The sequence below is a fragment of the Nocardiopsis nanhaiensis genome (assembly GCF_054778635.1).
On the sequence record NZ_BAAGZJ010000073.1, the window covers coordinates 15,653 to 40,472 of the forward strand.

Below are 24,820 nucleotides of genomic sequence, written 5' to 3' on the forward strand. Positions count from 1 at the left end.
AAACGGAAGCGGACAACCGAAAGTCCTTCCGAATCTCGTGTGTATCCCGGTTCTGTTGGCCCAGCCGGGGCTGAACCAGGAAACTTGGGAACCCCGTAGCGAACATGAGGTCTGGTGCCACATGACGTTTCCTCCGTTGGACACGGCCCTGCCCTCCGGGGTGGACCCGCGCGAACACGCGATCCTGCTCCGCCGTGTCCACGACGCGCTGCTCACCGGTCGGCCGAAGCCCGCACCGCTGCGCCCCGTGATCGAGGACTCCTGGGGGCGGATGCGCCGCTTCGGCATCGACCCGGACAGCGCCCCGCCGCCCAGACTGGCCCGGCTCGACGAACTCCAACGCAAACGCGCAGCCTCCCCGATCGCGGAGGTCCTCCCACTGATCCGCCGGTCCCTGGTGTCGGTGGCCGAGGACGCCGAGCACATCATGCTCGTGACCGACGCCACGGGACAGGTGCTCTGGCGGGAGGGCTCTCACCGGATCCGCTCGATCGGTGACCGGGTCGGCCTGGTCGAGGGCGCCCACTGGAACGAGGGCAGCACCGGAACCAACGCCATCGGAACCGCGCTCGTGGTGGGCCGACCGGTCCAGGTCTACTCCGCCGAGCACTACGTCCGGACCCTGCACGCCCTCACGTGCGCCTGCGCCCCCGTGCATGACCCCCGCGACGGGCGCCTGCTGGGTGCCATCGACGTCACCGGCCCGGTCTCCACCATCCACCCCTCCACCCTGGCCCTGGTCAGCGCCGTGGCCCAACTGGCCGAGGCCCACCTCCAAGGGATCCACCACACCCACCTGGAACGGCTCCGCTCGGTGGCCGCGCCGATCCTGGCGGGGCTCGACCGGCCCGCCTTGGTCGTGGACGACGTTGGGTGGACGGCGGCCGCCGCCCACATGGAGCCGGTGCGGCGGGTGCTGCTTCCCAAACACTGCGAGGGCGGAACGGTCTGGCTTCCGGCGCTGGGCGAGTGCGCGCTGGAACCACTGCCGGGCGGTTGGCTGGTCCGCCCCCAACCCGAAGAACAGTCCGCGCCCTCCACCGTCACCCTGGACCTGACCCGGGCCGGCTCACCCTCACTATCGGTGGCCGGTGACAGCGGCGAGTGGGTCCAGCACCTGTCCCCGCGCCACGCTGAGCTGCTTCTGCTTCTGGCAGAGCACCGCGACGGGCGCTCCGGTGCCGAGCTCTCCCGTGACGTGTTCGGCTCCGACAAACACGTGGTGACGGTACGGGCCGAACTCTCTCGGATACGGCGCAACCTCGGCGGGGTGATCGAGAGCCGCCCCTACCGCTTCGCCGACGAGGTGCGCGTGCACGTCGTCCGCCCCGAGTCGCCCCTAGAGCTGTTGCCCGGTTCCCTGGCGCCCGGTGTGCGTGTCCTGAGGGAGCAAGCTCGCACTTCGGACGCGGCTGAATGCCCTTAGTAATTGACTCGCAACCTGTTGCAACCGTTGCTCCCTTCGCGCGGATGGGATCAACTAGGTTCCGCGCGGCCCGCCCACCGGTGGGCGGCCTCCGGGCAAGAGAGGGCACGGCGGATGTTCACCGGTGCGGGGCACGTCCGTGCCCTTCGAGCCTTGAGGGGGGTGAGGGGGCGGTGCGGACGCGTCGACGGGCTAGGGCGGCATCCTCGGAGCGCACCCTAGGGCCCTGAGGGGATCGGGGGAACCCCCAGGGCCACCGCGCACAAAACGGTACGGCCCGGCGGTGTGGACACCGCCGGGCCGTACCGCTGCCGGGTGAAAAGTGCGTCATGGTCCGGTCATCCGCGTGTGAGTCGGAACACGTCCCTGGGTACCGTGCCCGGTGAGGAACCGGGACCGGCCGCGCCCCGCGGGGGTCGTACGGGTGCGGGAAAGCCCTGATCGAACGTGTTCGACCCGTACTGGGCTACACTCGGGACATTTCCTGAACCGCGTAGGTACCCGGTTCACACAACCCGAACGCCGCACCGGGGTTCACACACGGCCCGGCCGTCGCGTAACCCGGTGAACCAAGGGGCCCGACGAGGCGTCGAACCAGGAATCAGTGTTGATCCCCGGATCGGCCCGTCCCGACGTCCCCACAGACCGTCCTTCCTTCGGAGGTGGATCGTGTCCGCTGACCACCGAGAGCAGCAGCCCAGCCAACAGGGTTCGCGTGTCGACCCGCACGTCGGCCGCTACGCGGTCCGAGCACAGGGCATGGTCGCATCGGAGGTCAGGGCACTCTTCGCGGTCGCGTCCCGGCCGGAGATCGTCTCCCTCGCCGGAGGTATGCCCAACGTCTCCGCGCTCCCGCTGGAGCAGCTCGGCGACCTGGTCAAGGAGGTCGTCTCCGAAGAGGGTGCCGTCGCCCTGCAGTACGGCTCCGCGCAGGGCGACCCCGTCCTGCGCGAGCAGATCTGCGACTACATGACCTTGGAGGGCGTCCAGGCCAGCCCCGACGACGTCATCGTCACGGTCGGCTCCCAACAGGCCCTGGACCTCATTACGCGCGTGTTCGTCGACCCCGGCGACATCGTGCTGACCGAGGCCCCCACCTACGTCACCGCGATCAACACCTTCGCCGCATTCCAAGCCGACATCCGGCACGTGGGCATGGACGACCAGGGCGTCATCCCCGAGGAGCTGGACCGCTCGCTCACCGAAGCGGCCAAGGCCGGGCGCACCGTCAAGTTCTTCTACACGATCCCCAACTTCCAGAACCCGGCCGGCATCACCATGACCGCCGAGCGCCGCGCCCGGGTCATGGAGATCTGCGAGCGCCACGACGTGCTCGTGCTCGAGGACAACCCCTACGGCCTGCTCCGCTACGACGGCGACCCGCAGCCCACCCTGTACTCGCAGGGCAGCGGCAACGTCATCTACCTCGGGTCGCTCTCCAAGACCCTCTCCCCGGGCCTGCGCATCGGCTGGGCCCTGGCCCCGGCGGCTGTGCGCGCCAAACTGGTCCTGGCCGCGGAGTCGGCGATGCTGAGCCACTCCACGTTCAACCAGCTCGTGGTCCGCCGCTACCTGGACACCTTCCCCTGGCAGGAACAGATCAAGGTGTTCAACACGATGTACAGCGAGCGCAGGGACGCGATGCTCAGCTCCCTGGAGGCGCTGATGCCCGCCGGGTGCACGTGGACCAAACCCGAGGGCGGGTTCTTCGTGTGGGCCACCCTTCCCGCGGGCATCGACGCCAAGGCCATGCTCCCCCGCGCGGTCAACGAGCGGGTGGCCTACGTACCCGGCACCGGTTTCTACGCCGACGACCGCGGTCGCGACAGCATGCGCCTGAGCTTCTGCTACCCCACCCCAGATCAGATCCGCGAGGGCGTACGCCGCCTCGTCGGAGCGATCGAGGGCGAGATCGACCTGCGCGACACGTTCGGCGCCGCGTCCTCCCCGCCCACCGAAGGCAGCCAGGCACCCACCCCTGACCTGCCCTGACCCCGCCGCGTAAGGGCACCATCATGACAGCAGCAGAGAAGGAGGTCCGCGCCGTGGCTGACCTTGACCGGGTTCTCGTCCTCGCCGGGGGCCTGTCCCCCGAACACGAGGTGAGCGTCCACTCCGGCCGCAGCGTCGCCGAAGCCCTGCGCCGGCTCGGCGTCGAGGTGCAGGTCGCCGACGTCGACTCCGGCCTGTTGGACCGACTCGCCGCCGACCCGCCCCAGGTGGTCTTCCCCGTCCTGCACGGGTCCGCGGGCGAGGACGGGGCGATCCGCGAGGTCCTGGAACTGGTCGGGGCGCCCTACGTGGGAGCCCGCCCCGACGCCTGCCGCCTGGCCTACACCAAGCCCGCCGCCAAGGCCCTGCTCGCAGAGAAGGGCGTCCGGGTGCCGCGCGGTGCCACCCTGCCCAAGTCGGCCTTCCACGACCTGGGTGCCCCGGCGCTGCTGGACCGGCTCGCCGACCGGCTCGGCCTGCCGTTGTTCGTCAAGCCCGACCGCGGCGGCTCTGCCTTCGGCGCCACCCCGGTCGCCTCGGTGAACGACCTGTCGGCGGCCCTGGTCTCCTGCTTCGCCTACAGCGACTCCGCACTCGTGGAGGAGCAGGTCCAGGGCACCGAGCTGGCGGTCGGCGTGCTCGACACCGGCGAGGGGCCCGTCGCCCTCCCGCCGGTGGAGATCGTGCCGGATGGCGGCGTCTACGACTACGCCGCCCGTTACACGGCGGGGCGTACCGAGTTCTTCTGCCCGGCCCGGCTGGACGACGAGGCGGTCGCGACCGCGACCGAGGTGGCCCTGACCGCCCACCGGACCCTGGGGCTGCGCGACTTCTCCCGGACCGACCTCATCGTCGACCCGAACGGCGAGGTCATCTTCCTGGAGACCAACGTCGCCCCCGGTCTGACCGAGACCTCCACGTTCCCGATGGCGGCCGCCGCCGCGGGTATGGACTTCCCGGTCGTGTGCCGCGAACTGGCCCACCGGGCCTACCTGCGCGGCTGAGCGCACACCGCCAGCCATATGCGGGCCGCGGGCCCAGCGCCGACCATGGGCCCATGCCATGGGAGCCGACACAAGGGTGGGCCGCCACGCCACGGCGGCCCACCCGGCCCTGCTCCGAGGCCCTACCGGCCCGGAACGTCCAGTGCCCGTTCGATTACACCCTGGACGGTCGCCTGGAGCAAGGGGACCTTGTACGCGGTGGCGGGCAGCGGGGAGCACAGGTCGGCGAGGCCCTCCAGCGCCCCCGCGACCTCCGGCCCGGTCCCACGGCCGGGTACCGACCCGACCAGGGCTGCCTCCACACCGGGCAGCCGCAACGGGGTACGGGCCACTCCGCCCACCGCGACCGCGGCCCCGGTCACCGGGCCGGTGCCGCCGTCGGCGCACGCCAAGCTGACCACCGCCTCCACCAGCGGCCACTCCGCCCGGGACCGCCCGGCCGCGCGCAGGTAGGCGGCGCGCTCACCGTGAACCGGCGCGGGCAGGGACACCGACATCACCAGCGACCCCGGGGCCAACACGTGGTCCCGGGCCGGATCGGCGCCGTCGTAGAGATCCGCCACCCCCAGCTCGTACACCCGCCCGTCGTAGACCTGGACCGTGGCGTCGTACGCCAGCAGAGCCACCGCCAGCGACGAGGGGTGCGGGGCCACGCAGGGGCCCTGGTCCACCACCACGCCGCGCAGGTGGTCACCGGAGCGAGCCGGGCACGAGTCACCGCCGGTCTGGAAGCAGTCGAACGCCGGGTTGCGCAGATAGGAGCAGCGGTTGCGCTGGAGCAGGTTGCCGCCCACCGTGGCCGTACCTCGGATCTGCGGCGTGGCCAGCCCGTCGGCCGTGGCGGCCAGCCCCGGATAGGCCGAGGCCAGGCGCGGGTCGGCGCTCAGCTCGCCGACACTGGTCATCGCGCCGATCCGGGAGGACCCGTCCTTCGACCAGCTCGTGATGCGCAGATCCGGCACGTCGAGCAGGTCGACGAGGGGGCCGGGCGCGACTAAACCCGCCTGCAAGCAGGGGGTCAGGTCGGTGCCGCCGGCGCGCAGGTGCGCCCCGCTCCGGGCCAGGTCCTGGGTCACCTCTCCCACGTTCGTGGGTCGTGTGGTGGTCAACGCGGGCCTCCGATCAGTCGGTCCGGGCGGATGGGCAGGTCGTGCGGGCGCCAACCGGTGGCGTCGTGCACGGCGTTGCCCAACGCCGCCGCCACACCCACGATCGACACCTCTCCGAGGCCGATCCCGCCGCCGCGCGCGTGCTCGAACCCCTCCTGGTGGAAGTACACCTCGGTCTCGGGCACGTCGCTCAACCCCGGGATCCGGTAGTCCTCCAGGTTGTCGCTGAGCACCACGCCCGTGGCGGGATCGTCGCGCCGCTCCTCGAACAGTGCGTACCCCACACCCTGGACCACGGCGCCCTCGCACTGGTTGCGGGCCAGCCGCTCGGAGTAGATCCGCCCGGCGGCGATCCCCGCCCAGCAGCGGGTGGGGTGCACCCGCCCGAGCAGGGTGTCGACCTCGACCTCCATCACGTGGACGGCGCCGCTCATGCCGCGCCCAAGCGCGAAGTCGTCGGCCAGGTTCGGACTCAGCTGCCCCCACCGGTCCGAGGCCCGTTCACCGACCACGCTCAGCCCGTCGGCGGAGCTCAGCGCCTCCTTGAAGGTGTGCTCGGGGATCGGCCCGCTGGCGGGCACCTCCGGTGCGTGCTCGCGCAGGCCCTCGCGCAGCCGGTCGGCGGCGTCGGCGGCGGCCGGACCCATGGAGGTGGTGGTGCGGCTGCCGTAGGAGCCCGTGCCGTGCACCGAGGCGCTCTGCCCGATCTCCACCCGCAGGTCCGCCGCGCTCACCCCGAGCCGGTCGGCGACCACGTCACCGAGCACGCTCCGGATCCCGGTACCGATGTCCTGGGTGGCCGAGCGCACCACCAGCGATCCGCCCTCCACTACGAGCTCCACCCGGGCCTGGGGAGCGAGCAGGTACGGCCAGCCCGCCGCGGCCAGGCCCACCCCGCGCCGGTACCGGCCCGAGCGCTCGCCACGGGGGCGGTCCCGCCACAGCGGCAGGTCGGCGACCCGTTCGTACAGGGCCCGCCGCTTGGGGTTGCCGTCCCAACGCCGACGCAGCGACAGCGGGTCCTCACCCAGCCTCAGGGCCATGGTGTCCACGGCCTGCTCCAGGGCCCACGCCATCGGTGGGCCGCCGGGGCCGCGCATGGGTGCGCCCGGGGGCCGATGGGTCACCACGTCGAAATCGCGCAGCCTCCGGGGCGAGCGTCCGTACATCAGCGCGGCCAGGGCGGCGACGTTGGATCCCACCGACACCCCGCCGTCGCCGTACGAGTCCACGCTCAGCGCCCGCAACTCGCCGCCGCGCCCGGCCAGCAGCGCCACCCGGGTCCGGTTTCCGGGCCGGTGTCCGGCGTCGGTCAGCTCCTCGGCCCTGTCCAGGGCCACGCGCACCCGGACTCCGGTCCGCCGGGCCAGCTCCACGGCCGCCTCGACGTCGGCGGTGATCCCGTTCTTGGCGCCGAAAGCGCCGCCCACGAACTCGGTCACCACGTGCACCCGCTCCCGGGGCAGGCCCCAGCGCTTGGCGGCCTTGTTCGCGATCTTGCTCACCGCCTGGGTGGACACGTGCAGGAAGAGGTCGCCGTCGACCCAGGAGGCCACGCTCACGTGCGGTTCCAGGGAGCTGTGGACCTGGGTGGCGGTGGTGTACTCCTGTGCGACCAGGAGTGGGTCCTCGCGGCGGCGGGCGGCGCGCAGCCTGGATACCGCGGTGGGTCCGCGCCAGCTCACCACCCCCGGGCCGCGCACGTTGCCGTTCCAGGGGGCCGGCGGGGTGGGCGCCTCCCCGTAGGTGGGAGCGGCGGCGCGCTCGGCGCGGGTGGGGTAGACGGCGGGGGAGCCGGGTTCCTGAGCGGCTTCGGGGTCGACCGCGGCGGGCAGGGGTTCGTGGTCCACCACCACGGCTTCGGCGAGCTCGCGGGCGGCCGCCGCCGTCGGTCCGGCCACGGCGGCGATCGGCTGACCGACGTAGCGCACGGTGCGGTCCCCGCCGAGGAGGTCGACCAGGACCGGCGTCTCACCGCCGGGCTCCGCGACGTGCACGTCGCGGATGCGGGCGTGGGGGACGGTGGAGCGCACGATCACCCCTTCCCAGGTGCCGGGGTCGGCCGCGTCGCCGCTGAACCGCGCGGCCCCGGTGACCTTGGCCGGGGCGTCCGAGCGCGGCGGGTCCCGGTCGGGTTCGGTGTCGAACTCACCGGCACAGGCGGCGGCCACGGCCGAGAAGATCCCCTCGTAGGCGCCGCACCGGCACAGGTGGCCGGCCAGGGCCTCAGCGACGGTGTCGCGTCCGGGGCGGACGTCGCCGTGCTCGGAGCGCCAGGCGTCCACGAACACGGAGGCCTCCAAGACGAAGCCGGGTGTGCAGTAGCCGCACTGGAGTCCGTCGTGCGCGGCGAAGGCGCGCTGCACGGGGTGGTCCCCGTTCAGTCCTTCGACGGTGGTGACCGCGCGCCCGGTCAGGTGGCCGGAGGGCAGGAGGCAGGAGGCTGTGGGGGCGCCGTCCACCAGGACCGTGCAGGCGCCGCACACCCCGGAGCCGCAGGCGATCTTGGTGCCGGTCAGCCCGAGCCGGTCGCGCAGGTGTTCCGCGGAGCTGAGTTCGGGTTCGTCCGGAGCGGGCGCGGGTGTGCCGTTGACGCGGATGTCCATGAGCGGCTTCCCGGAGAGGCGACTGAAGTTGACACTGACAACTTAGGTGGTCGCGCGTGCTCTGTCAAAACGTGGCATCCCCGTCCGGCCTGAAGCCCCGCCACCGGCCCCGGCAGGCCCCGCATCCTGGCGCGCCTGGTCGGCCCAGATGGCCCAGACCGCGCAGACGCGCAGACCCTGCGCTGGAGGTGTGGGCACTCGGGGTCGCGGTGGGTGGGGGCTTGTTGTTGGGTGCGGCAGGAAACGGGGAAACCCCCCACTCACGCGGTCTCCACCCACGTCTGGCCAACGGCGCGATGCGGACTCTGTCCACCGCCGTGTCGATTCGGCGGGGCCGGTAGCAGGTGGCCCTCCAGTGCAAGAAGGACGCCCAAAGGGGCCGGGCCGCCGCCATCCAGTGGCGGCGGCGCGGGCCTGGGCGCTCTGCTTTGCGGGCCGCCGTCGGCCTACATCCCTACAACCCCAGCGCGTGCATGGCGAAGTGGAAGGTGAACACCCCGCTGAGGATCCACATCAGCCAGCCGACCTCCCCGAACCGGCCCTGGGCCGACTTGAGCACCGTGTGGGCGATGATCCCGATCCCGATGCCGCTGGCGATGTCATAGGCGAACGGCATGATGGCGATCGTCAGGAAGGCCGGGACCGACACCGTGATGTCGGACCAGTCGATCGCCTTGACCTGGGTCATCATCATCGCGCCGACCAACACCATCGCCACCGAGGCCGCCTGCGCGGGGACCATGGAGAACACCGGTGCGAAGACGACCGCGGTGAGGAAGAGCAGGCCGGTGACCACGCTGGCCAGTCCGGTCCGGGCGCCCTCGCTCACCCCGGCGGTGGACTCCACGAACACGAGCGTGGCCGAGGAGCTGGTCAGACCGCCAGCCACGGCCCCGGCGCCGTCGGTGACCAGGATCTGGTTGACGCGCGGCATCTGCCCGTTCTCGGCGGCGAGGTTGGCCTTGTTCCCGATGGCCAGGATGGTGCCCACCGCGTCGAAGAACCCGGCCAGCACCAAGGTGAAAAGGATGACCCCGGCCGTGGTGGGGCCGGCGGTCGTCCAGGCGCCGAACATGTCCACCTGGAACAGCAGCCCGAAGTCGGGCGTGGCCACCGGGCTGGCGGGCAGCTCGGGGACGCCGCCACCCCAGTCGTCGGCGTCCAGTCCCGCCACGTAGTGCACGAACACCGCGAGGGCGGTGGCGCCGATGATGCCGTAGAAGATGGCGCCGGATACTCCCCGGGCCAACAGCACACCGGCCAGGATCAGGCCGCACACGAACACCAGGACCGGCCAGCCCAGCAGGTTGCCCTCGTCCCCGGCGGCACCGATCTGCAGCAGGCTGTCGCCGTCGCCGCCGCTGACGAAACCGGCGTTGGACAGGCCGATCAGCGACACGAACATGCCGATACCGACACCGATGGCCAGTTTGAGGTTGTGCGGGAGCGCGTTCATCACAGCGGTGCGCACCCCGGTGACGACCATCATGATGATGGCGATGCCCTGCCAGACCACCAGGCCCATCACCTCGGACCAGGCCATCGCGGGCGCCGCCTGGTAGGCGACCACCGCCATGACGCCGAGCGCGGCCGCGCAGGCGATGGGTGCGCGGCCGATCACACCCATCATGATCGTGGTCAGCCCGGCGGCCAGGGCGGTCATGGTGGTCAGCTGGCCGGGCGACAGGAAATCGCCGTTCACGTCCGGCACGCTGCTCAGGATGATCGGGTTCAGGACGATGATGTAGGCCATCGCCATGAAGGTGGTCAGGCCGCCGCGGACCTCCTGCCCGAAGGTGGAGTTCCGCTCGCTGATGAAGAAGAAGCGGTCGAGCCAGGATCGATCCGTACCGGTGCGCGGTTCCGGCCGCGAGCCGGTGTCGTTGAGTTTGGTCACGTCCCCTCCTGGAGGGATATGAGCACGGCAGTAAAGCACCGTGTGTGGGGGGTTTGCTACGTCTCGTAGTCAAACGTGGGTAGGCCAGGACGACGCTGTCCTGGGCACCCGCCCCGGGGCCGAGGGCGTCGGTGATCCGGGGCGGGTGGACTCGGGGGAGGGGCGGCGAGTGCTCGCACTGCCCTCGTGGGCGCTTGCACGGCCCGCGCGCCGCCCCTCCGCGCTAAACGCCGGGGTCGGGGGTCACAGGTCGATGCCCACGATGTCCTCGGGCCGCACCGGCGCGTGCGTCAGCGGGCGCTTGGTCGCGTCGCGCACGGCGGCCACGATGGCCGGGGTCGACGACAGCGTCGGCGGCTCGCCCGCGCCTCGCAGCCCGTACGGGGCGTGCGGGTCGGGGCGCTCGAGAACGTCGATGCGCATCGGCGGGGTGTCCAGGATGGTCGGGATCAGGTAGTCGGTGAAGGACGGGTTGCGCATCACGCTGTCCTTGACCTGGATCTCCTCCATCAGCGCCAGCCCCAGGCCCTGGGTGGAACCACCCTGGATCTGCCCGGCCAGCTGCTGCGGGTGGAGCACCTTGCCCACGTCCTGGACCGCGTCCAGGGCCACCACCTTCACGAGGCCCAGGTCGACGTCCACGTCCACCACCGCGCGGTGCACGCACATCCCGAACTGGGTGTGGGACATGCCCTGGCCCCGCGTGGGGTCGAGCATCTCCGTCGGCCGGTGATGGTGCTCGCGGGTCTCCTCGATCACGGTGCCCGACTCCGTGGAGTCGCCGAGCAGGTCGGCCAGGGACACCAGGGCCCCCGCGGTCTCCGACACCACCTTGCCGCCGCTCATCGACAGGTCGGAGTCGGGGACCGCGTCCGGGACGACGCCCCGGTCACGGGCCAGCGCGAACACCGAGGCGCGCACCGACTCGCAGGCCATCTTCACCGCGCCGCCGGTCATGTACGACTGCCGGGAGGCCGAGGAGGAACCGGCCGAACCCACCTGCGTGTCCGACGGTGCGATGACCACCTTCTCCACGCCCAGTTCGGACCGCGCGATCTGGCCCTTGACCGTCACCAGCCCCTGGCCGACCTCGGCGGCGGCCGTGTGCACCAGCACCACCGGCTCACCGCCCACGACCTCCAAGCGGACCCGGGCCGTGGAGTAGTCGTCGAAACCCTCCGAGAAGCACAGGTTCTTGAGGCCCAGCCCGTAGCCGACACCCCGCACGACGCCCTCACCGCGGGTGGTCCCGGCCACGCCGCCCGGCAGGGTGCGCTGGTCGGACGGGTCCGCCAGCTCGGTGCGCTCCACCGGCATCGGAAGGTCACGGCACCGCTCCAACATCTCCGCCATCGGCAGCGGCATGTCGATCTCCTGGCCGGTGATGATCCGCGACCCCTGCGCCATGGCGTTCTTCAGCCGCACGTCGACCGGGTGCATCCCCAGCTGCTCCGCGAGCTTGTCCATCTGCGACTCGTAGGCGAAACAGGCCTGCACAGCGCCGAAGCCGCGCATCGCGCCGCACGGCGGGTTGGTGGTGTACACCCCGTAGGCGTCCACCAACACGTGGGGCACCTCGTAGGGGCCGACGCCCAGCGACGAGGCCACACCCACCACCGCGGGGGTCGCCGACGCGTACGCGCCGCCGTCCACGATGATCTCCGCCGTCGCGTACAGCAGCGTCCCGTCGGCCTTGGCGCCGTGCTCGTAGCGCATCTTGGCCGGGTGCCGGTGCACGTGCCCGAAGAAGGACTCCTCGCGGTTGTACACGAACTTGACCGGCTTGCCGGTGTGCAGTGCCAGCATGCACGCGTGGATCTGCATCGACAGGTCCTCGCGGGCACCGAAGGCGCCGCCCACACCCGCCAAGGTCAGGCGCACCTTGTCCTGGGGCAGCCCCAGGGCCGGGCCGATCTGCTTCTGGTCCACGTGCAACCACTGCGTGGCCACGTACAGGTCCACACCGCCGTCCTCGGCGGGCACCGCCATCCCCGACTCGGGACCGAGGAAGGCCTGGTCCTGCATGCCCACCTCGTACTCGGTGGTGGCCACCGCGTCGGCCTCGGCGCGCAGGCGCTCGAGCACCCCCCGCTGGCCCTCGTCCGACCCCGCCACCCCGGCGAAGTCGCCCGTCCGGATCGGCTGGTGGCGCACCCGGTTGCCGGCCTGGTGGTACTCCTCGTGGATCTCGAGGGTGCCCTCCTCGTGGACCAGCGGGTACTCGGGGTCGTGCGCGGCGCGCCGCGAGTCGCTGACCGGGTCCAGGACCTCGTAGTCGACCTTGATGCGCTCCATGGCCCGGCGCGCCGTCTCCGGGTGGTCGGCCGCCACCACGGCCACCGCCTCACCCTTGTAGCGCACCTTGTCGTAGGCGAGTACCGGCTGGTCCTGGAACTCCAGGCCGTAGCGCTTCTCGCCGGGCACGTCCTCGTGTGTGAGCACCGCCGACACGCCGGCGACCTGCAGGGCCTCGGTGATGTCGATGCCCAGGATCTTGGCGTGCGGGTGGGGGCTGCGCAGGGTCGCGCCCCACAGCATGTCCTCCATCCACAGGTCCGACGAGTAGGCGAACTCGCCGGTGACCTTCAGCGTCCCGTCGGGACGGCGCGGGCTGGCGCCCAGCCCGTCCCTGGTGGTGCTGGAAAGGTCCGTGGTCACGCTGTCTGTGGTGGCCTTCATCAGCGGCTCGCCTCCTGCATGAGGGATCGGTGCGCCGCGCGGCCCCGCGCGGCGGCGGTCTCGGCGGACAGGGTGCGCAGCTCACCGCGGTCGACGACGGTGTCGCCGCCGACCAGGAGCCGCTCCAAGGGCGGGGTGGGTCCAAAGGTCAGTGCCACCACCGGGTCGGCGATCACGTCGTAGCCGAAGCCGTCCACGCGCCACAGGGCGACGTCTCCGACCTTGCCCACCGACAGCGAGCCCAGCTCGGCGTCGCGGCCCAGCACCCGGGCGCCGCCCAGGGTGGCCAGCTCAAGCGACTGGCGGGCGCTGAGCGCCTGCGGGCCCTTGCGGGCACGTGCCATCAGCAGCGCCTGGTGCATCTCCCCGGCCAACGTCGACAGCTCGCTGGAGGCCGGGCCGTCCACGCCCAGGCCCACCCGGGCCCCGGCGTCGAGGAGCTCGGTCACCCGGCAGATCCCCGCGCCCAGACGGGCGTTGGAGGTCGGGCAGTGCGCGATTCCGGTACCGGTCGCGGCGATCCGGGAGATCGCGGTGTCCGACAGGTGCACGGCGTGCGCGAACCACACGTCCTCACCGAGCCAGCCGAGCTTCTCGGCGTACTCCACGGGGGTGCAGCCGAACTCGTCCAGGCACTGCTGCTCCTCCTCGACCGTCTCGGCCAGGTGGGTGTGCAGCCGCACGCCCTTCTCCCGGGCCAACTCGGCGCCTTGGACCATGAGATCGCGCGAGACCGAGAACGGTGAACACGGGGCCACCGCGATCCGGGTCATCGAGTCGAAGGAGGCGTCGTGGTGGGCGTCGACCGCGGCGCCGGTAGCCGCCAGCGCGCCCTCCAGCGTCTCGACCACGCTGTCCGGCGGCAGACCGCCCTGACTGTGGCCCCGGTCCATCGACCCGCGGGCCAGGTCCAGGCGGATCCCGACCTCCCGGGCGGCCTCGACCTCGGCGGCGGCGATGTCACCGCGGCCGGAGGGGTAGATGTAGTGGTGGTCCGAGGCGGTCGTGCACCCGGCCAGCGCCAGGTGGGCCATCCCCGCGGAGGTCGTACCCGAGACCACGTCGGCGTCGAGCCGGTGCCAGATCTCGTAGGAGCCCACCAGCCACTCGAACAGCGTGCCGTCCGCGAACAGACCCTGGGTCGCCCACTGGTAGAGGTGGTTGTGCGAGTTGACCAGCCCCGGTGTGGCCACGCAGCCGCGACCGTCCACCCGCTCGACCGGCCCCTCGACGCTGGGCGCGGGACCGGACCCCACCGCGGTGATCCGGCCGTCACGCACCACGACGTGGCCGTCGGCGTACTCCGGGCCGTCCACGGTCACGACGTGGGCGCCCTCGATGACTACGGTCCGGCTCATGCTTGGCTCCCGGCTTCCGCGCGCCGCTCCGCGGCCAGATGCACGGCGTCGATGATCTTCTCGTACCCGGTGCAGCGGCACAGGTTGCCCGCCAGAGCCTCACGGATCTCCGAGTCGGCCGGCGCGCCCTCGCCCGCACCCACCGTGCGCTCGAGCAGGTCGTCGGTCTGCACCAGCAGACCCGGCGTGCAGAACCCGCACTGCACGGCGCCCGCCTCGACGAACGCCTCCTGGACCACGCCCAGCTTCCGGTCGCTGCCCTTGCCCGCGCCCTCGGCCAGGCCCTCGACGGTGCGCACCTCGTGCCCCTCTGCCTGCCCGGCGGCGATCATGCACGAACAGGCGGTCACCCCGTCGAAGTAGACCGTGCACGAGCCGCACTCACCCTGCTCACAGGCGTTCTTGCTGCCGGGCAGTCCCAGGCGCTCACGCAGTACGTACAGCAGGCTCTCGCCCGGCCACACGTTGTCGGCGGTGACGTTCTCGCCGTTGACGTTGAAATTCACGCGCATCGCGTGGACCCCTTCCGGTAGTCGGTGACGGACCAGCTCAGCGCGCGGCGAGCCATGACCGACAAGGCGTGCTTGCGGTAGTCGGCGGTACCGCGCTGGTCGTCGATGGGACGGGCGGCGGCGGCCACGAGATCGCCGAAGCGGCGGACTACCGCCTCCGAGAGCGGGCGCCCGTCCTCCCAGTCGAACTCGGCCTCCAGGAACTCCTCGGCGGCCTCGGCGCGCAGCGGAGTCGGCCCGGCCGAACCCACGCCCGTCCCCACCGTCCGCTTCTCGGTGTCCAGCGCCAGGCAGAAGGAGGTCACCGCGATCACCATGGCGTTGCGGGTACCGATCTTGGCGAACTGCTGCGGGCCGGTGGCGTTGGGCAGCAGGACCGCGGTGATCAGCTCGTCGTCGCGCAGGGCGGTCGTGCGCAGTGACAGGTAGAAGTCGCGGGCCCGCACCCGGCGCGTGCCGCGGACCGACGCGAGCTCGATCTCGGCGTCCGTGGCCAGCAGCGGCGGGTGGGACTCACCGGCGGGGGAGGCCCCGCCCAGGTTCCCGCCGACCGTGCCGCGGTTGCGGATCTGGGGGGATGCCACCGACCGCGAGGCCTTGGCCAGCGCGGGCGCCTTCCCCGACAGGTGCTCGATGATCCGGGTGTAAGGGACCCCCGCGCCCAACCGCGTGTGGTCGCCGTCCACACCCCACTCGGTCAGCTCCGGGACCCCGGTCAGGTCGATCAGCGCCGATGGCCGGCTCTTGTCGAAGTTCAGCTCCACCATCACGTCGGTACCGCCCATGATGGGCACGCCGTCGGGGTGGGCGCTCCTGGCCTCTAGGGCCTCCACCAGTGTGGATGGCCTCACGAATTCCATGCTCGTCCTCGTCCTGCGCAGTGCGGTCTGGTCACGCCGATCTCGGGCGTCCCCTCGTTAATGGGGCAGTCATGTGAAGTACAGCACTCGCCGTCCGCGCCCATCCAGCCAGTGATGACATGAAGTGATCATGGAACGAACGGCTACTGTTGGTTGTTTCCTACAAGTGGTCTTGGTATGAGCACGAAAGACCCCCGGTCCTGTCGCTTGGCGGTCCTTCGTCGGTGCACACTGTGTCCTGGTACGAAGTCACCACTGGTGGGACCCGACGCACCCGAACACAGAGGGAAGTTCATGCAGATCAGTGAGCTGATCGCCGTCAAACGACTGCACCTGCGGTTCTTGGCCGGCGCTGAGCACGCCCACCGCGACGTCCGGTGGGCCTACACCACTGATCTGCTCGAACCCGCCCGCTACCTGCGCGGCGGCGAAATGGTCCTGACCGGGATGATGTGGCGCAACCGCCCCGAGGACTCCGAGACGTTCGTGGCCTCGGTCGCCAGCGCCGGCGCCCTGGCCGTGGCCGCGGGAACGGCGCTCGGCGACATCCCCCCGGACCTGGTCGCGGCCTGCGAGGCCCACCAGATGCCCCTCATCGAGGTCCCCGCTGAAACCTCCTTCGGCTCGGTCACCGAGGAGGTGCTGCGCTCCCTCACCCAGCGGCGCTTCACCACCATCGCCGAGACCCGTGACCGGCACCGGCGCCTCATGGCCGAGGTCGCGTCCGGGGCCGACTTCCCCGACGCCTTCGCCGCCTCCGCCGAGCAGGCCGGGGTCACCGCCTGGGTGATCTCCGGCTGCGGCCGTCACGTGGCCTCCTCGGGTACGCCCCTGGCCCCGGAGGAGCGGGAGCTCATCGCGGCCAGGGCCCAGACCTGGTCGGCCTTTCCGCACACCATCCGCATCCCCTCGGGTGGAGAAGGCCGCACCCTCACCGTCGTTCCGGTCCAGACCAAGGAGTCGCACCCGCTTTCCAGCTGGCTGCTGGTCTGTACCGGTGACCACGCCACATGGGGCGAGGAGGAGCACGAGTCGGTCGCCGAACTCGTCTCCGTCGGTGTCCTGGCGCGCAGCCGGGACGAGGAGCGGGCCCTGACTACCGCCCGGCACCTGGAGGGGCTGCCCCGGCTGCTCGCGGCCCAGCGCTTCGACGAGGTCACTGCCCTCATGCGCGGTACCGGTGGTGGCGAGGGTCCCGACCCCGACGACCGCGCGCACGTCGTGGTCAGTGCCATGATGCTGCCCGAGCCGCGCGTGCCCGACCTGGCGCGCCGCGTGGTCGCCGAACTCGTCGCGGACCACCCCGGTGCGGTCGTCACCGGGGACAACGACGCCTTGGCCGTGATCCCGGTGGCCGACCCCGACCACCGGTCCCGCACCAGCGCAGAAACGATCCGTGCCGAGCTCGTCCACCGCGCCCGCGTTCTGGAGGGAGGGCTGCTCGACTACCGTCTGGCGGTCGGCCTGAGCTCGGCCGCCAGGGGCGTCGCCGAGCTGCGCGGTGCGGCGGTGGAGGCCCGCCACGCCCGCCGCCTGGCCGAGCTGCGCGGGGGCCGCTCCCGGGTGATCGCCGGGGCCGAGATCGACTCGCACGAACTCCTGCTGGCCTCGGTACCGGAGGAGGTCCAGACCTCCTATCGCGAGCGCCTCCTGGGCCCCCTGGTGGACTACGACCGCGACCACCGATCGGAGCTGGTGGAGACGCTGGACCAGTTCCTGGCCCACTCGGGTTCCTGGCAGCGCTGCGCGGCCACCATGCACGTCCACGTCAACACCCTGCGCTACCGCATCGGCCGCGTCGAGGAGCTGACCGGCCGGAACCTGAGCAGCCTCGAACACCGGGTCGACCTGTTCCTCGCCCTCAAGCTCCGGGACTAAACGCTCTCTGTCGTTGCCCGGGTCTATGGTTCGTTGCGTGAGCACCGAACTTCTCGCCGACGCCGAGATCACCGACGCCGACCTGTCCGAACTCGACCTGCGCGAAGCCCTGTCCGAGGACCAGGGTGCGCCGCGCGTGTGGACCCGCTGCGACCTCAGCGGGGCAGACCTGAGAGACGCGCACCTGGTGGACGCGCGTCTGGTCGACTGCCGTCTGGACGGGGTGCGCCTGGAACGGGCGGTGCTGGAGGGCGCGGTGTTCACCGGCGGGGGTGCCCCGGGCGCGACCTTCGCGCACTCCGACTGCACCGACACCCGCTTCGAACGGGTGGACCTGGCCAACACCCGCTGGCAGGGCGCGCTGCTCAGCGACACCGCGTTCACCGGCTGCCGGATGACCGGTGCCGGGCTGAACTCGCTGCGGGGGATCGGTTACACGTTCTCCCAGTGCAACCTGATGCTGGCCCGCTGCAAGGGGCTGGTCCTGCGCGGTCAGACCCTGGAAGGGCTGCGCATGGACGAGGTGGACCTGGCCTCGGCCGATCTGCGCGAGACCGTGTGGGTGGAGTCGCGGCTGCGCGGCGCCAACCTGGTCAACGCCGCGTTCACCGGGGCGGACCTGCGCGGTGCGGACCTGGGGGAGTTCGACCTGCAGCAGGCCGGGTTCTTGCGCGGGGCCACCATCAGCCCCGCCCAAGCCGGGCTGATCCTGGGTTCCCTGGGCATCACGGTGGCCGGCTGAGCGGCCGACGGAAGCAGGGGCGCCGACGTGTGTCGGCACCCCAGTGTCACTCTACGTCGCGAAGGTGTGCCTGCGGTGCGTTATCACCGCCCGCCCCTGGATTCCGCAACGGTCTTGACGAACTCCGAGAAGTCGCGGGGTTCGCGCCCGAGTGCCTCCTGGACGCCGGGGGAGACCTTCGCCTCCAGGCTGCGGCGCACGGCCGAAAGAGCCGAGACCATCTCCTGGGCGCCCTCCTTGGGCCACCCTTGGCGCAGGAGCTCGTTCACGTACTCCTCAGTTGACACCGGCTCGTAGCGGACCGGCTGCCCCAGGGCCTCGGCGACCTCCGCCACGGCCTCCGCCACCGTAAGTGCACGGTGCCCGCTCAGCTCGTAGATGCGCCCGTGGTGCCCGGACTCGGTCAGCGCCGCCACCGCCACGTCAGCGATGTCTCGGGCGTCGATCCAGGTGGCCGCGCCGTCGCCAGTGGGCAGGCGCAGCAGTCCCGAGCGCACCCCGTCGGCCAGTAGCCCCTCGTTGAAGTTCTGCGCGAACCACCCCGGGCGCAGGACGGTCCACTCCAGCCCGCTGGCCTTCACCGCCTCCTCTGCCCGCAGGTGCGAGGAGGCCTCCTCCATACCCTCGAAGTAGCCCGGCTGGTCGATCCCGCGCGCCGACAGCTGCACGATCCGCTCCACGCCGTGCGTCACCGCGCGAGCCACGAAGGCGGGGGTGCGGGGGTCGACGTCGTTCTGCACCACGTACACCGACCCCGCGCCCTCCAGCACCGTGTCCCAGGTGTCCGGTTCGGACCAGTCGAACTTCCACTCGGAGGAGCGGGAGGCGGCCCGCACCGCCACGCCCCGATCGTGCAGCCGTGCCAGGACCCGGCTGCCGGTCATCCCCGTCGCACCGGTCACCAGGATCGGCCGCTGGCTTCTCTTGTTCTTTGTCATGGTCCTGAGTCAACCGCGTAGCCCTGAGACGCGCCATGGCCTAGAAGCTCAGAACGATATCCAGGCGTCTACACTTACGGGTATGGACGCACTCGCCGACCTCTTGGACGGGGTCCGCGCCCGAGGGGCGCTCTTCAGCAAGTCCGTCATGGATCCGCCCTGGTCGCTGCGCTTCGCCCACAGCTCGCCCCTGACCCTGGTCACCATGGTGCGCGGCCGCGCCTGGATCGCCCCCGAAGGCAGCGGAGACCCCATACCTCTGGAGGTTGGCGACACCGCCATCCTGCGCGCCCCCGGTCCGCACACCGTCGCCAACCCCGTGGACGCGCCCACCAGCTGCACCGTTCTGGACGGACACCTGTGCCTGGGACCGGACGGCACCCCGCTCACCGAGGAGGCCAGCCTGGGCATCCGCACCTACGGCGACTCCCTGGACGCCCCCGACCTGCTGCTCAGCGGTTCCTACGAGGTCACCGGCGACCTCAGCCGACGCCTATTCGCCGCCCTGCCACAGACCCTGGTGGTCCCGGCCGACGAGTGCCACGACCGGTTGGGCGCGATGATCGAGGCGGAGATCAGTTGCGCCGCTCCCGGTCAGCAACTGGTCCTGGACCGCCTGCTGGACCTGGCCCTGATCACCAAACTGCGCGCCTGGTTCGCCCGCCCCGGTGCCCGACCGCCCGCCTGGTACTCCGCCATGGCCGACCCGGTGGTGGGCCGGGCCATGCGCCTGATGCACAACCAGCCCGCCCAGCCCTGGACCGTGGGCTCCCTGGCTGAGCTCTGCGGGGTCTCCCGCGCCGCTCTGGCCCGCGACTTCCGCGCCCTGGTGGGCACCCCGCCCATGGCCTACCTGACCGACTGGCGCGTCGGGCTCGCCGCGGACCTGCTCCGCGACACCGACACCACAGTCGACGCCATCGCCCGCGGGGTCGGATACAGCAACGCCTTCGCGCTCAGCAGCGCCTTCAAGCGCCTGCGCGGCACCACGCCCACCGAGCACCGCCGGGGCGGGGTCATGTCCCCAGAACCCGCCGCAGCCACGGCAGGCGCTGTTCCCGTGCGGACCGGCTGAGCGCGGCGTCCGGCACGAACCCGTCGAAGGAGTGGAAACCGCCCGGCCAGACGTGCAGCTCGGCGGAGCCGCCCGCCCGCCAGATCCGCGAGGCGTACTCCACGACCTCGTCGCGGAAGGTCTCCGCCGACCCCACGTCCAAGAAGGCCGGGGGCAGGCCGGACAGGTCCTGGGCCCGGGCCGGGGCGGCGTAGGGGGACACGTCCGGCCCGCCCACCCGGTCTCCCAGCAGGGCGCCCCAACCGGTCGTGTTGGAGGCCCGGTCCCACACGCCCACCCCGGCCATCTGGTGGGCGGAGACGGAGTCGTTGCGGTCGTCCAGCATCGGGCAGAGCAGGAGCTGGGCGAGCGCGGTCGGCCCGCTCCGGTCCCTGGCCAGCAGGCAGGTCGCCGCCGCAAGGCCGCCGCCGGCGCTGAGCCCGCAGACCACCAGCCGTTCGGGCGACGCCACCCCCGCGCTCCCGGCGTTCTCGGTCAGCCACACCAGACCCGCGTAGCAGTCCTCGACCGGAACGGGGTGCGGGTTCTCGGGGGCCAGGCGGTAGTCCACCGACACCACCGCCAGGTCCAGCTCCCGGGCGTACTCCAGCAACCAGGGGATCTCCCAGCCGCGCGGGGTACCGGCGACCATCCCGCCGCCGTGGATCCAGTACAGGGCGCCGGTGGCCCCGCTGGGCCTCGTCGGCCGCCACACCAGCAGGGGGATCTCAGCCCCGTCAGGCCCCTGGGCGGTGTGCCGTTCCTCCTCGAAGGCCCCGTCCAGGGTCATGTCGACCTTGTCGCCGGGAGCCCGCTGGCCCCCGCCCACCCGCAGCGCACTGATCATCTCGGGGGTGACCGTGGGCGGGATCTCCGCGCCGACCACCTCCAGCGCGGCGGCGAGTTCCGGGTCGAACGGCGGGCGGGGTGGAACGGTCACGGGAGCCTCCGAAAGTGCGCGTGCTCGGTGGTGCGCCACCATCGTGCTCCACGTCACCGCCGGTTCTCCAGTGCTTCGGCGATCCAGGCCTGCACCGCGGGGACGCGGTCACACCCCTCCAACTGCCACAGCGAGTCCTCCAGAACCCGCACCAGGGTCCAGGCGCGGGCCCGCTCCCGGTCCAGCTCCGCCACCTCGGTTAGCAGGTCGAGGCGGCGCCGTGTCTCCCGGAGCGGGTCACCGGTGGCCTCGGCCTCCGTCCACCGGTTGCGCAGCGCCGGCAACAGCTCGAAGCCCGGATCGCCCACGAGGGGCTTGGGATCGATGGCAAGCCACGGCCCCCGACCCGATCCGGGCAGGGGCGCCAGCACGTTCTCGTAGTGCAGATCCCAGTGCAGCAGCCGGTCGCCGGGTTCGGCGGCCATCTCCCGGGCCAGTCCGGCCCACCGGGACAGCGACCTCCGGGACACCGGCTCGATCCGCTCCGAGGCGGCCAGCGTCCCGGCCCGCTCCGCCAGGTCCAAGGCGATCGCACCGAGGCCGCGCATCCCGTCGGGGCCGCGGTACGCGCTCAGGCGGGCCAGCAGGCCGCCGAGCACCTCCAGCGCCTCGTCGATCGCCACACCGTCCAGCCGCCGGGTGGGGTCCAAGGCCTCCAACAGCATCGACCCGGTCTGCGGATCGTGCTCCAACAGCCGCACGGACCCCTCTCCGCCCCACGCACGCAGCGCCGCTGGTTCGCCCTCGGTCTCCTCGTCCACCGGCTGGACCTTGAGCACCGCGGTGGTTCCGTCCGGCCGTTCCACCGGAACCACCAGGGCCACGGCACCGTGCATCGCCTCTCCCGTGGGCCGCAGTGCCCACCGGTCGCACTGGCGCGCGGCCAGCCCCGGCAGTGCCTCGGCCCACTCGGGACCGAAGAAGCGGCCGGTGGTCTCAGCGAGCCCGGGCGGCACCGGAATCGGGGGTGTGCTCTCGTGCATGTCGTCACTCTCCTTCGTCGTCTCGGCCGTGACGAAGGAGACCCGAGGCGCGCGCCTAACGGATACCGAACACCCCCCTAGTCCCCGGCCCCGAGGGTGCCCTGGGAGCCCCGGGCCTGGGCGAGGGCGTCGGTGATTCCGTTCAGCGCGGGCTTGGGCTCGTAGTCCTCGTCGAAGGGCAGGGCCGCCGTGTAACCGGGGAACCACTCGGGAATCCAGGAGTGGTGGTCGGCGACGCCCCACACCGAGACGCCCACGCAGCGGGAGACCGCCAGGCACGACTCCACGACGTGCTGGTACTCGTCCGCCTGCGCGGCCAGCTCCTCTTCGGTGGCCGGTTCGGGGATGCGGATGTCCACCTCGCTGATCTCCACGTCCAGTCCGAGGTCGGCGAAGCGCTGCATGTTCTCGGCGATGTCCTCGGGGACCTGCTCGTGCACGAAGTGCCCCTGGAAGCCGATGCCGTCCAGGGGTACGTCCCGCTCCAGCAGGTCCGACGCCAGGTCGTACAGGGCGTCGGCCTTGTCGCCGCTGCCCTCGACACCGAACTCGTTGATGTAGAGATCGGCCTCCGGATCCACCTCATGGGCCATACGCAGGGCTTCGGCGATGTAGTCGTCGCCCAGCGTCTGGCGCCAGAGGTTGTCGCGCAGCTCCGGGCCGCCGTCCTCGAAGGGTTCGTTGATCACGTCCCAGGAGGAGATGCGCCCCTCGTAGCGGCCCAGCAGCTCGTCCATGTGCTCGCGCATCACCGTGCGCAGCTCGTCGCCGTCGAAGCCGCCCTCCGCCAGCCAGTCCGGCTGCTGGTTGTGCCACAGCAGCGTGTGTCCGCGCACGTTGAGATCGTTCTCCTCGGCGAAGTCCACGACCAGGTCCGGCCCGCTCCAGTCGAACTCGTCCCGTTCCGGCTGGACGTGCTGCCACTTCATCGTGTTCTCGGCGGTCACCGACGTGTAGTGGTCGGTCACCACGTCCCGGTACTCGGAGTCGTGTTCCAGCGGGTTCACCGCCACGGCCACGCCCAGCTCGATCCCGTGCGCCTCGGCCAGCGCCGGAAGGTCACTCTCGGGTTCCTCGGCCGGTCCGGGAAGGACCACCACCAGAACCGCGACCACCACGAAAATAACCACGCACACCGCCCCCGCCGACAGCAGAACACCCCGTCCGCGCGTGGCCGATCGCCAGCTGCCCTCGACAGCTTCTCGCACCCTCTCTGCCCCCACCCTCTACTGGTTGCCGGTGGTGACCGGGAACGCGGACAGGGACCGTACCGTCGTGGTGGCCCGCCGGGTCGGCATCGCCGTGGGCCGTAGCCCCGGAGCCCGTTCGGACAGGGCCCGGAACGCGATCTCGCCCTCCAGCCGGGCCAGCGGCGCCCCCAGGCAGTAGTGGATCCCGCCGGAGAAGGCCAGATGGTCACCGGCGCCGGACCGGGTGATGTCGAACCGGTCGGGGTCCTCGAACTGCTCGGGGTCCCGGTTGGCCGATCCGATCAGGCACATCACCTGCTGCCCGGCCGGGATGCGGACCCCCTCGACCTCCGTATCGCGATGGGACCACCGCCCGGTGAACTGGACCGGCGCGTCGTAACGCAGGGCCTCCTCGACCGCCCCGGAGACCAGCGTGGGATCGGCGACCAGCCGTTCCCACTGTTCCCGGTGGCGCAGCAGGGCCATCACTCCGTTCCCGATCAGGTTGACCGTGGTCTCGAAACCGGCGAGCAGCAACAGACGGCACATCGAACCCAGCTCGGCCCCGGTCAGTTCCCCCTCGTCACTCTGACCTACCAGGGTGGAGACGACGTCCCCGCGCGGGCTGGTGCGGCGTTCGGCCATCAAACGCTCCAACAACAGGTCCAATTCTGCCGTCGCGTCCTGGATCTGGCGCAGGTGACGCGCCGATCGGGCACCGTCCAGTGCCCCGCTGATCACGTAGCCGATCCGCACGAAGTCGGCCTTGTCGGGCTCGGGCACGCCCAGGAGGCGGCTGATGACCGTGATGGGCAGGGGCTGGGCGAAGTCGTGCATCAGGTCGAATTCACCGCGGGCCAGGGCCGAGTCGAGGAGGTCGGCGGTGATCTTCTCGACCTCGGTGCGGTACTCGGCCATGCGCCGCGGGCTGAACGCGGGCCGTGCGAGCTTGCGCAGCCGGGTGTGGTCGGGCGGGTCCATCTGCAGGAAGGACAGTTCGACGCTGTTGAACTGTTCGGGTACCCGGAGGCCCTCGGGCGGGGCGACGCCGAAGTCGCGGCCGCGGAGGATCTGGTCCACGGCGGCGCGGGTGGTGGCCGCTCGGAAGGGCAGGGGGCTGGAGACCACGGGGCCCTGATCGCGCAGCCTGCGGTAGGTGGGGTAGGGGTTGTGCCGCCAGGGCCAGTGGAGCAGCCTGCTGGCGTGGTCGCCGCCCTGTGCGGTGAGCCACGACACGCTGTGGGCCAGGCGCAGTTGGGAGTCGATTCGCAGGGTGTCGAGCGTCTTCAAGGGTGAGTAGTCCTCTCGGTGGCACTTACGATCCTAGGATTCCCCCTGGCACCTGATCTGACCTCGGGGTTGGCCGCCTGTGGCCACGCGGGAACTCGTTGGCCGGGACCGGGCGTTCCACCCCCGTTTTCCGTGTTCTCCGGCCGGAGGAGTGAACCCTTGGGTGCCGTCGGGGATCCCACTTGGGAGGGTGGTCCGTACGGGGTGCCTGAACGGGCGATCGCTCACCGAACACGCCCTAGCTTGTCGTTTAACCTTGAGCCCGTGACCGGATACCGTCCTGGTCACGGGCTTCATCGTTTCCCGGACAGCACAACGGCCTTCGCGTGATCATGTGCTTCAACCACGAACACACGTGAACA

The 24,820-nt window shown here is 71.5% G+C and carries 18 protein-coding genes; 6 read left to right on the top strand and 12 right to left on the bottom strand.

The genetic code is table 11. The features are described from left to right. Positions 1–121: 121 nt before the first annotated feature. The 3 genes from ACYVD1_RS26715 to ACYVD1_RS26725 all read left to right on the top strand — a co-directional run bounded on the left by ACYVD1_RS26715 (position 122) and on the right by ACYVD1_RS26725 (position 4,422). The gene (locus ACYVD1_RS26715) at positions 122–1,426 is read left to right on the top strand and encodes a GAF domain-containing protein (protein WP_460777243.1); all 1,305 of its coding nucleotides are present in this window, start codon (positions 122–124) and stop codon (positions 1,424–1,426) included. A 759-nt stretch (positions 1,427–2,185) separates the two neighbouring features. Continuing rightward, a complete protein-coding gene (locus ACYVD1_RS26720) occupies positions 2,186–3,418 on the top strand; it encodes an aminotransferase-like domain-containing protein (RefSeq protein WP_460777260.1) in 1,233 nt (410 codons plus the stop codon). Between the two features lie 53 nt (positions 3,419–3,471). Continuing rightward, on the top strand, positions 3,472–4,422 hold the full coding sequence (locus ACYVD1_RS26725; protein ID WP_460777261.1) for a D-alanine--D-alanine ligase family protein: 951 nt from the start codon (positions 3,472–3,474) through the stop codon (positions 4,420–4,422). A 122-nt stretch (positions 4,423–4,544) separates the two neighbouring features. On the opposite strand, the gene ACYVD1_RS26730 is transcribed toward ACYVD1_RS26725, so the two are convergent. The 7 genes from ACYVD1_RS26730 to ACYVD1_RS26760 form a co-directional block, all read right to left on the bottom strand. After that, positions 4,545–5,531, bottom strand: a complete 987-nt coding sequence (locus tag ACYVD1_RS26730) for an FAD binding domain-containing protein (protein WP_460777244.1) — start codon at positions 5,529–5,531, stop codon at positions 4,545–4,547. Then, positions 5,528–8,137, bottom strand: a complete 2,610-nt coding sequence (locus ACYVD1_RS26735) for a molybdopterin-dependent oxidoreductase (protein ID WP_460777245.1) — start codon at positions 8,135–8,137, stop codon at positions 5,528–5,530. The genes ACYVD1_RS26730 and ACYVD1_RS26735 overlap by 4 nt, the downstream gene beginning before the upstream one ends. A gap of 454 nt (positions 8,138–8,591) precedes the next feature. Further along, positions 8,592–10,034, bottom strand: coding sequence for an NCS2 family permease (locus ACYVD1_RS26740; protein ID WP_460777246.1), 1,443 nt, complete (start codon positions 10,032–10,034; stop codon positions 8,592–8,594). A gap of 243 nt (positions 10,035–10,277) precedes the next feature. Continuing rightward, a complete protein-coding gene (locus ACYVD1_RS26745; RefSeq protein ID WP_460777247.1) occupies positions 10,278–12,713 on the bottom strand; it encodes a xanthine dehydrogenase family protein molybdopterin-binding subunit in 2,436 nt (811 codons plus the stop codon). Next, positions 12,713–14,071, bottom strand: a complete 1,359-nt coding sequence (locus ACYVD1_RS26750; protein WP_460777248.1) for an 8-oxoguanine deaminase — start codon at positions 14,069–14,071, stop codon at positions 12,713–12,715. Before ACYVD1_RS26750 ends, ACYVD1_RS26745 begins: the two co-directional genes overlap by 1 nt. Beyond that, positions 14,068–14,583, bottom strand: a complete 516-nt coding sequence (locus ACYVD1_RS26755) for a (2Fe-2S)-binding protein (RefSeq protein WP_460777249.1) — start codon at positions 14,581–14,583, stop codon at positions 14,068–14,070. Before ACYVD1_RS26755 ends, ACYVD1_RS26750 begins: the two co-directional genes overlap by 4 nt. After that, the gene (locus ACYVD1_RS26760; RefSeq protein ID WP_460777250.1) at positions 14,574–15,443 is read right to left on the bottom strand and encodes an FAD binding domain-containing protein; all 870 of its coding nucleotides are present in this window, start codon (positions 15,441–15,443) and stop codon (positions 14,574–14,576) included. Before ACYVD1_RS26760 ends, ACYVD1_RS26755 begins: the two co-directional genes overlap by 10 nt. Before the next feature lie 294 nt (positions 15,444–15,737). On the opposite strand from ACYVD1_RS26760, the gene ACYVD1_RS26765 reads away from it, so the two are divergent. Next, positions 15,738–17,321 (top strand): PucR family transcriptional regulator, encoded by a 1,584-nt coding sequence (locus ACYVD1_RS26765; protein WP_460777251.1) that lies wholly within the window; start codon positions 15,738–15,740, stop codon positions 17,319–17,321. A gap of 37 nt (positions 17,322–17,358) precedes the next feature. Continuing rightward, entirely contained in the window at positions 17,359–18,063 is a 705-nt protein-coding gene (locus ACYVD1_RS26770; protein WP_460777252.1) for a pentapeptide repeat-containing protein, read from the top strand. Between the two features lie 83 nt (positions 18,064–18,146). Here the strand turns inward: ACYVD1_RS26770 and ACYVD1_RS26775 are convergent, their stop codons facing one another. Then, positions 18,147–19,001, bottom strand: a complete 855-nt coding sequence (locus ACYVD1_RS26775) for an NAD(P)H-binding protein (protein WP_460777253.1) — start codon at positions 18,999–19,001, stop codon at positions 18,147–18,149. Between the two features lie 82 nt (positions 19,002–19,083). On the opposite strand from ACYVD1_RS26775, the gene ACYVD1_RS26780 reads away from it, so the two are divergent. Further along, the gene (locus tag ACYVD1_RS26780) at positions 19,084–20,076 is read left to right on the top strand and encodes an AraC family transcriptional regulator (RefSeq protein WP_460777254.1); all 993 of its coding nucleotides are present in this window, start codon (positions 19,084–19,086) and stop codon (positions 20,074–20,076) included. On the opposite strand, the gene ACYVD1_RS26785 is transcribed toward ACYVD1_RS26780, so the two are convergent. From ACYVD1_RS26785 to ACYVD1_RS26800, 4 genes are all read right to left on the bottom strand, one after another. Further along, positions 20,018–20,995 (bottom strand): alpha/beta hydrolase, encoded by a 978-nt coding sequence (locus ACYVD1_RS26785; protein ID WP_460777255.1) that lies wholly within the window; start codon positions 20,993–20,995, stop codon positions 20,018–20,020. The two genes, ACYVD1_RS26780 and ACYVD1_RS26785, sit on opposite strands and share 59 nt — an antisense overlap. Positions 20,996–21,048: 53 nt before the next feature. After that, complete coding sequence (locus tag ACYVD1_RS26790) at positions 21,049–21,978, bottom strand: aminoglycoside phosphotransferase family protein (protein WP_460777256.1); 930 nt, start codon at positions 21,976–21,978, stop codon at positions 21,049–21,051. A 77-nt stretch (positions 21,979–22,055) separates the two neighbouring features. Beyond that, a complete protein-coding gene (locus ACYVD1_RS26795) occupies positions 22,056–23,186 on the bottom strand; it encodes an endo-1,4-beta-xylanase (RefSeq protein WP_460777258.1) in 1,131 nt (376 codons plus the stop codon). Between the two features lie 18 nt (positions 23,187–23,204). Further along, positions 23,205–24,458 carry a cytochrome P450 gene (locus ACYVD1_RS26800; RefSeq protein WP_460777259.1) on the bottom strand — a complete coding sequence of 418 codons (1,254 nt, stop codon included), beginning with the start codon at positions 24,456–24,458 and terminating at the stop codon, positions 23,205–23,207. Positions 24,459–24,820 lie beyond the last annotated feature (362 nt).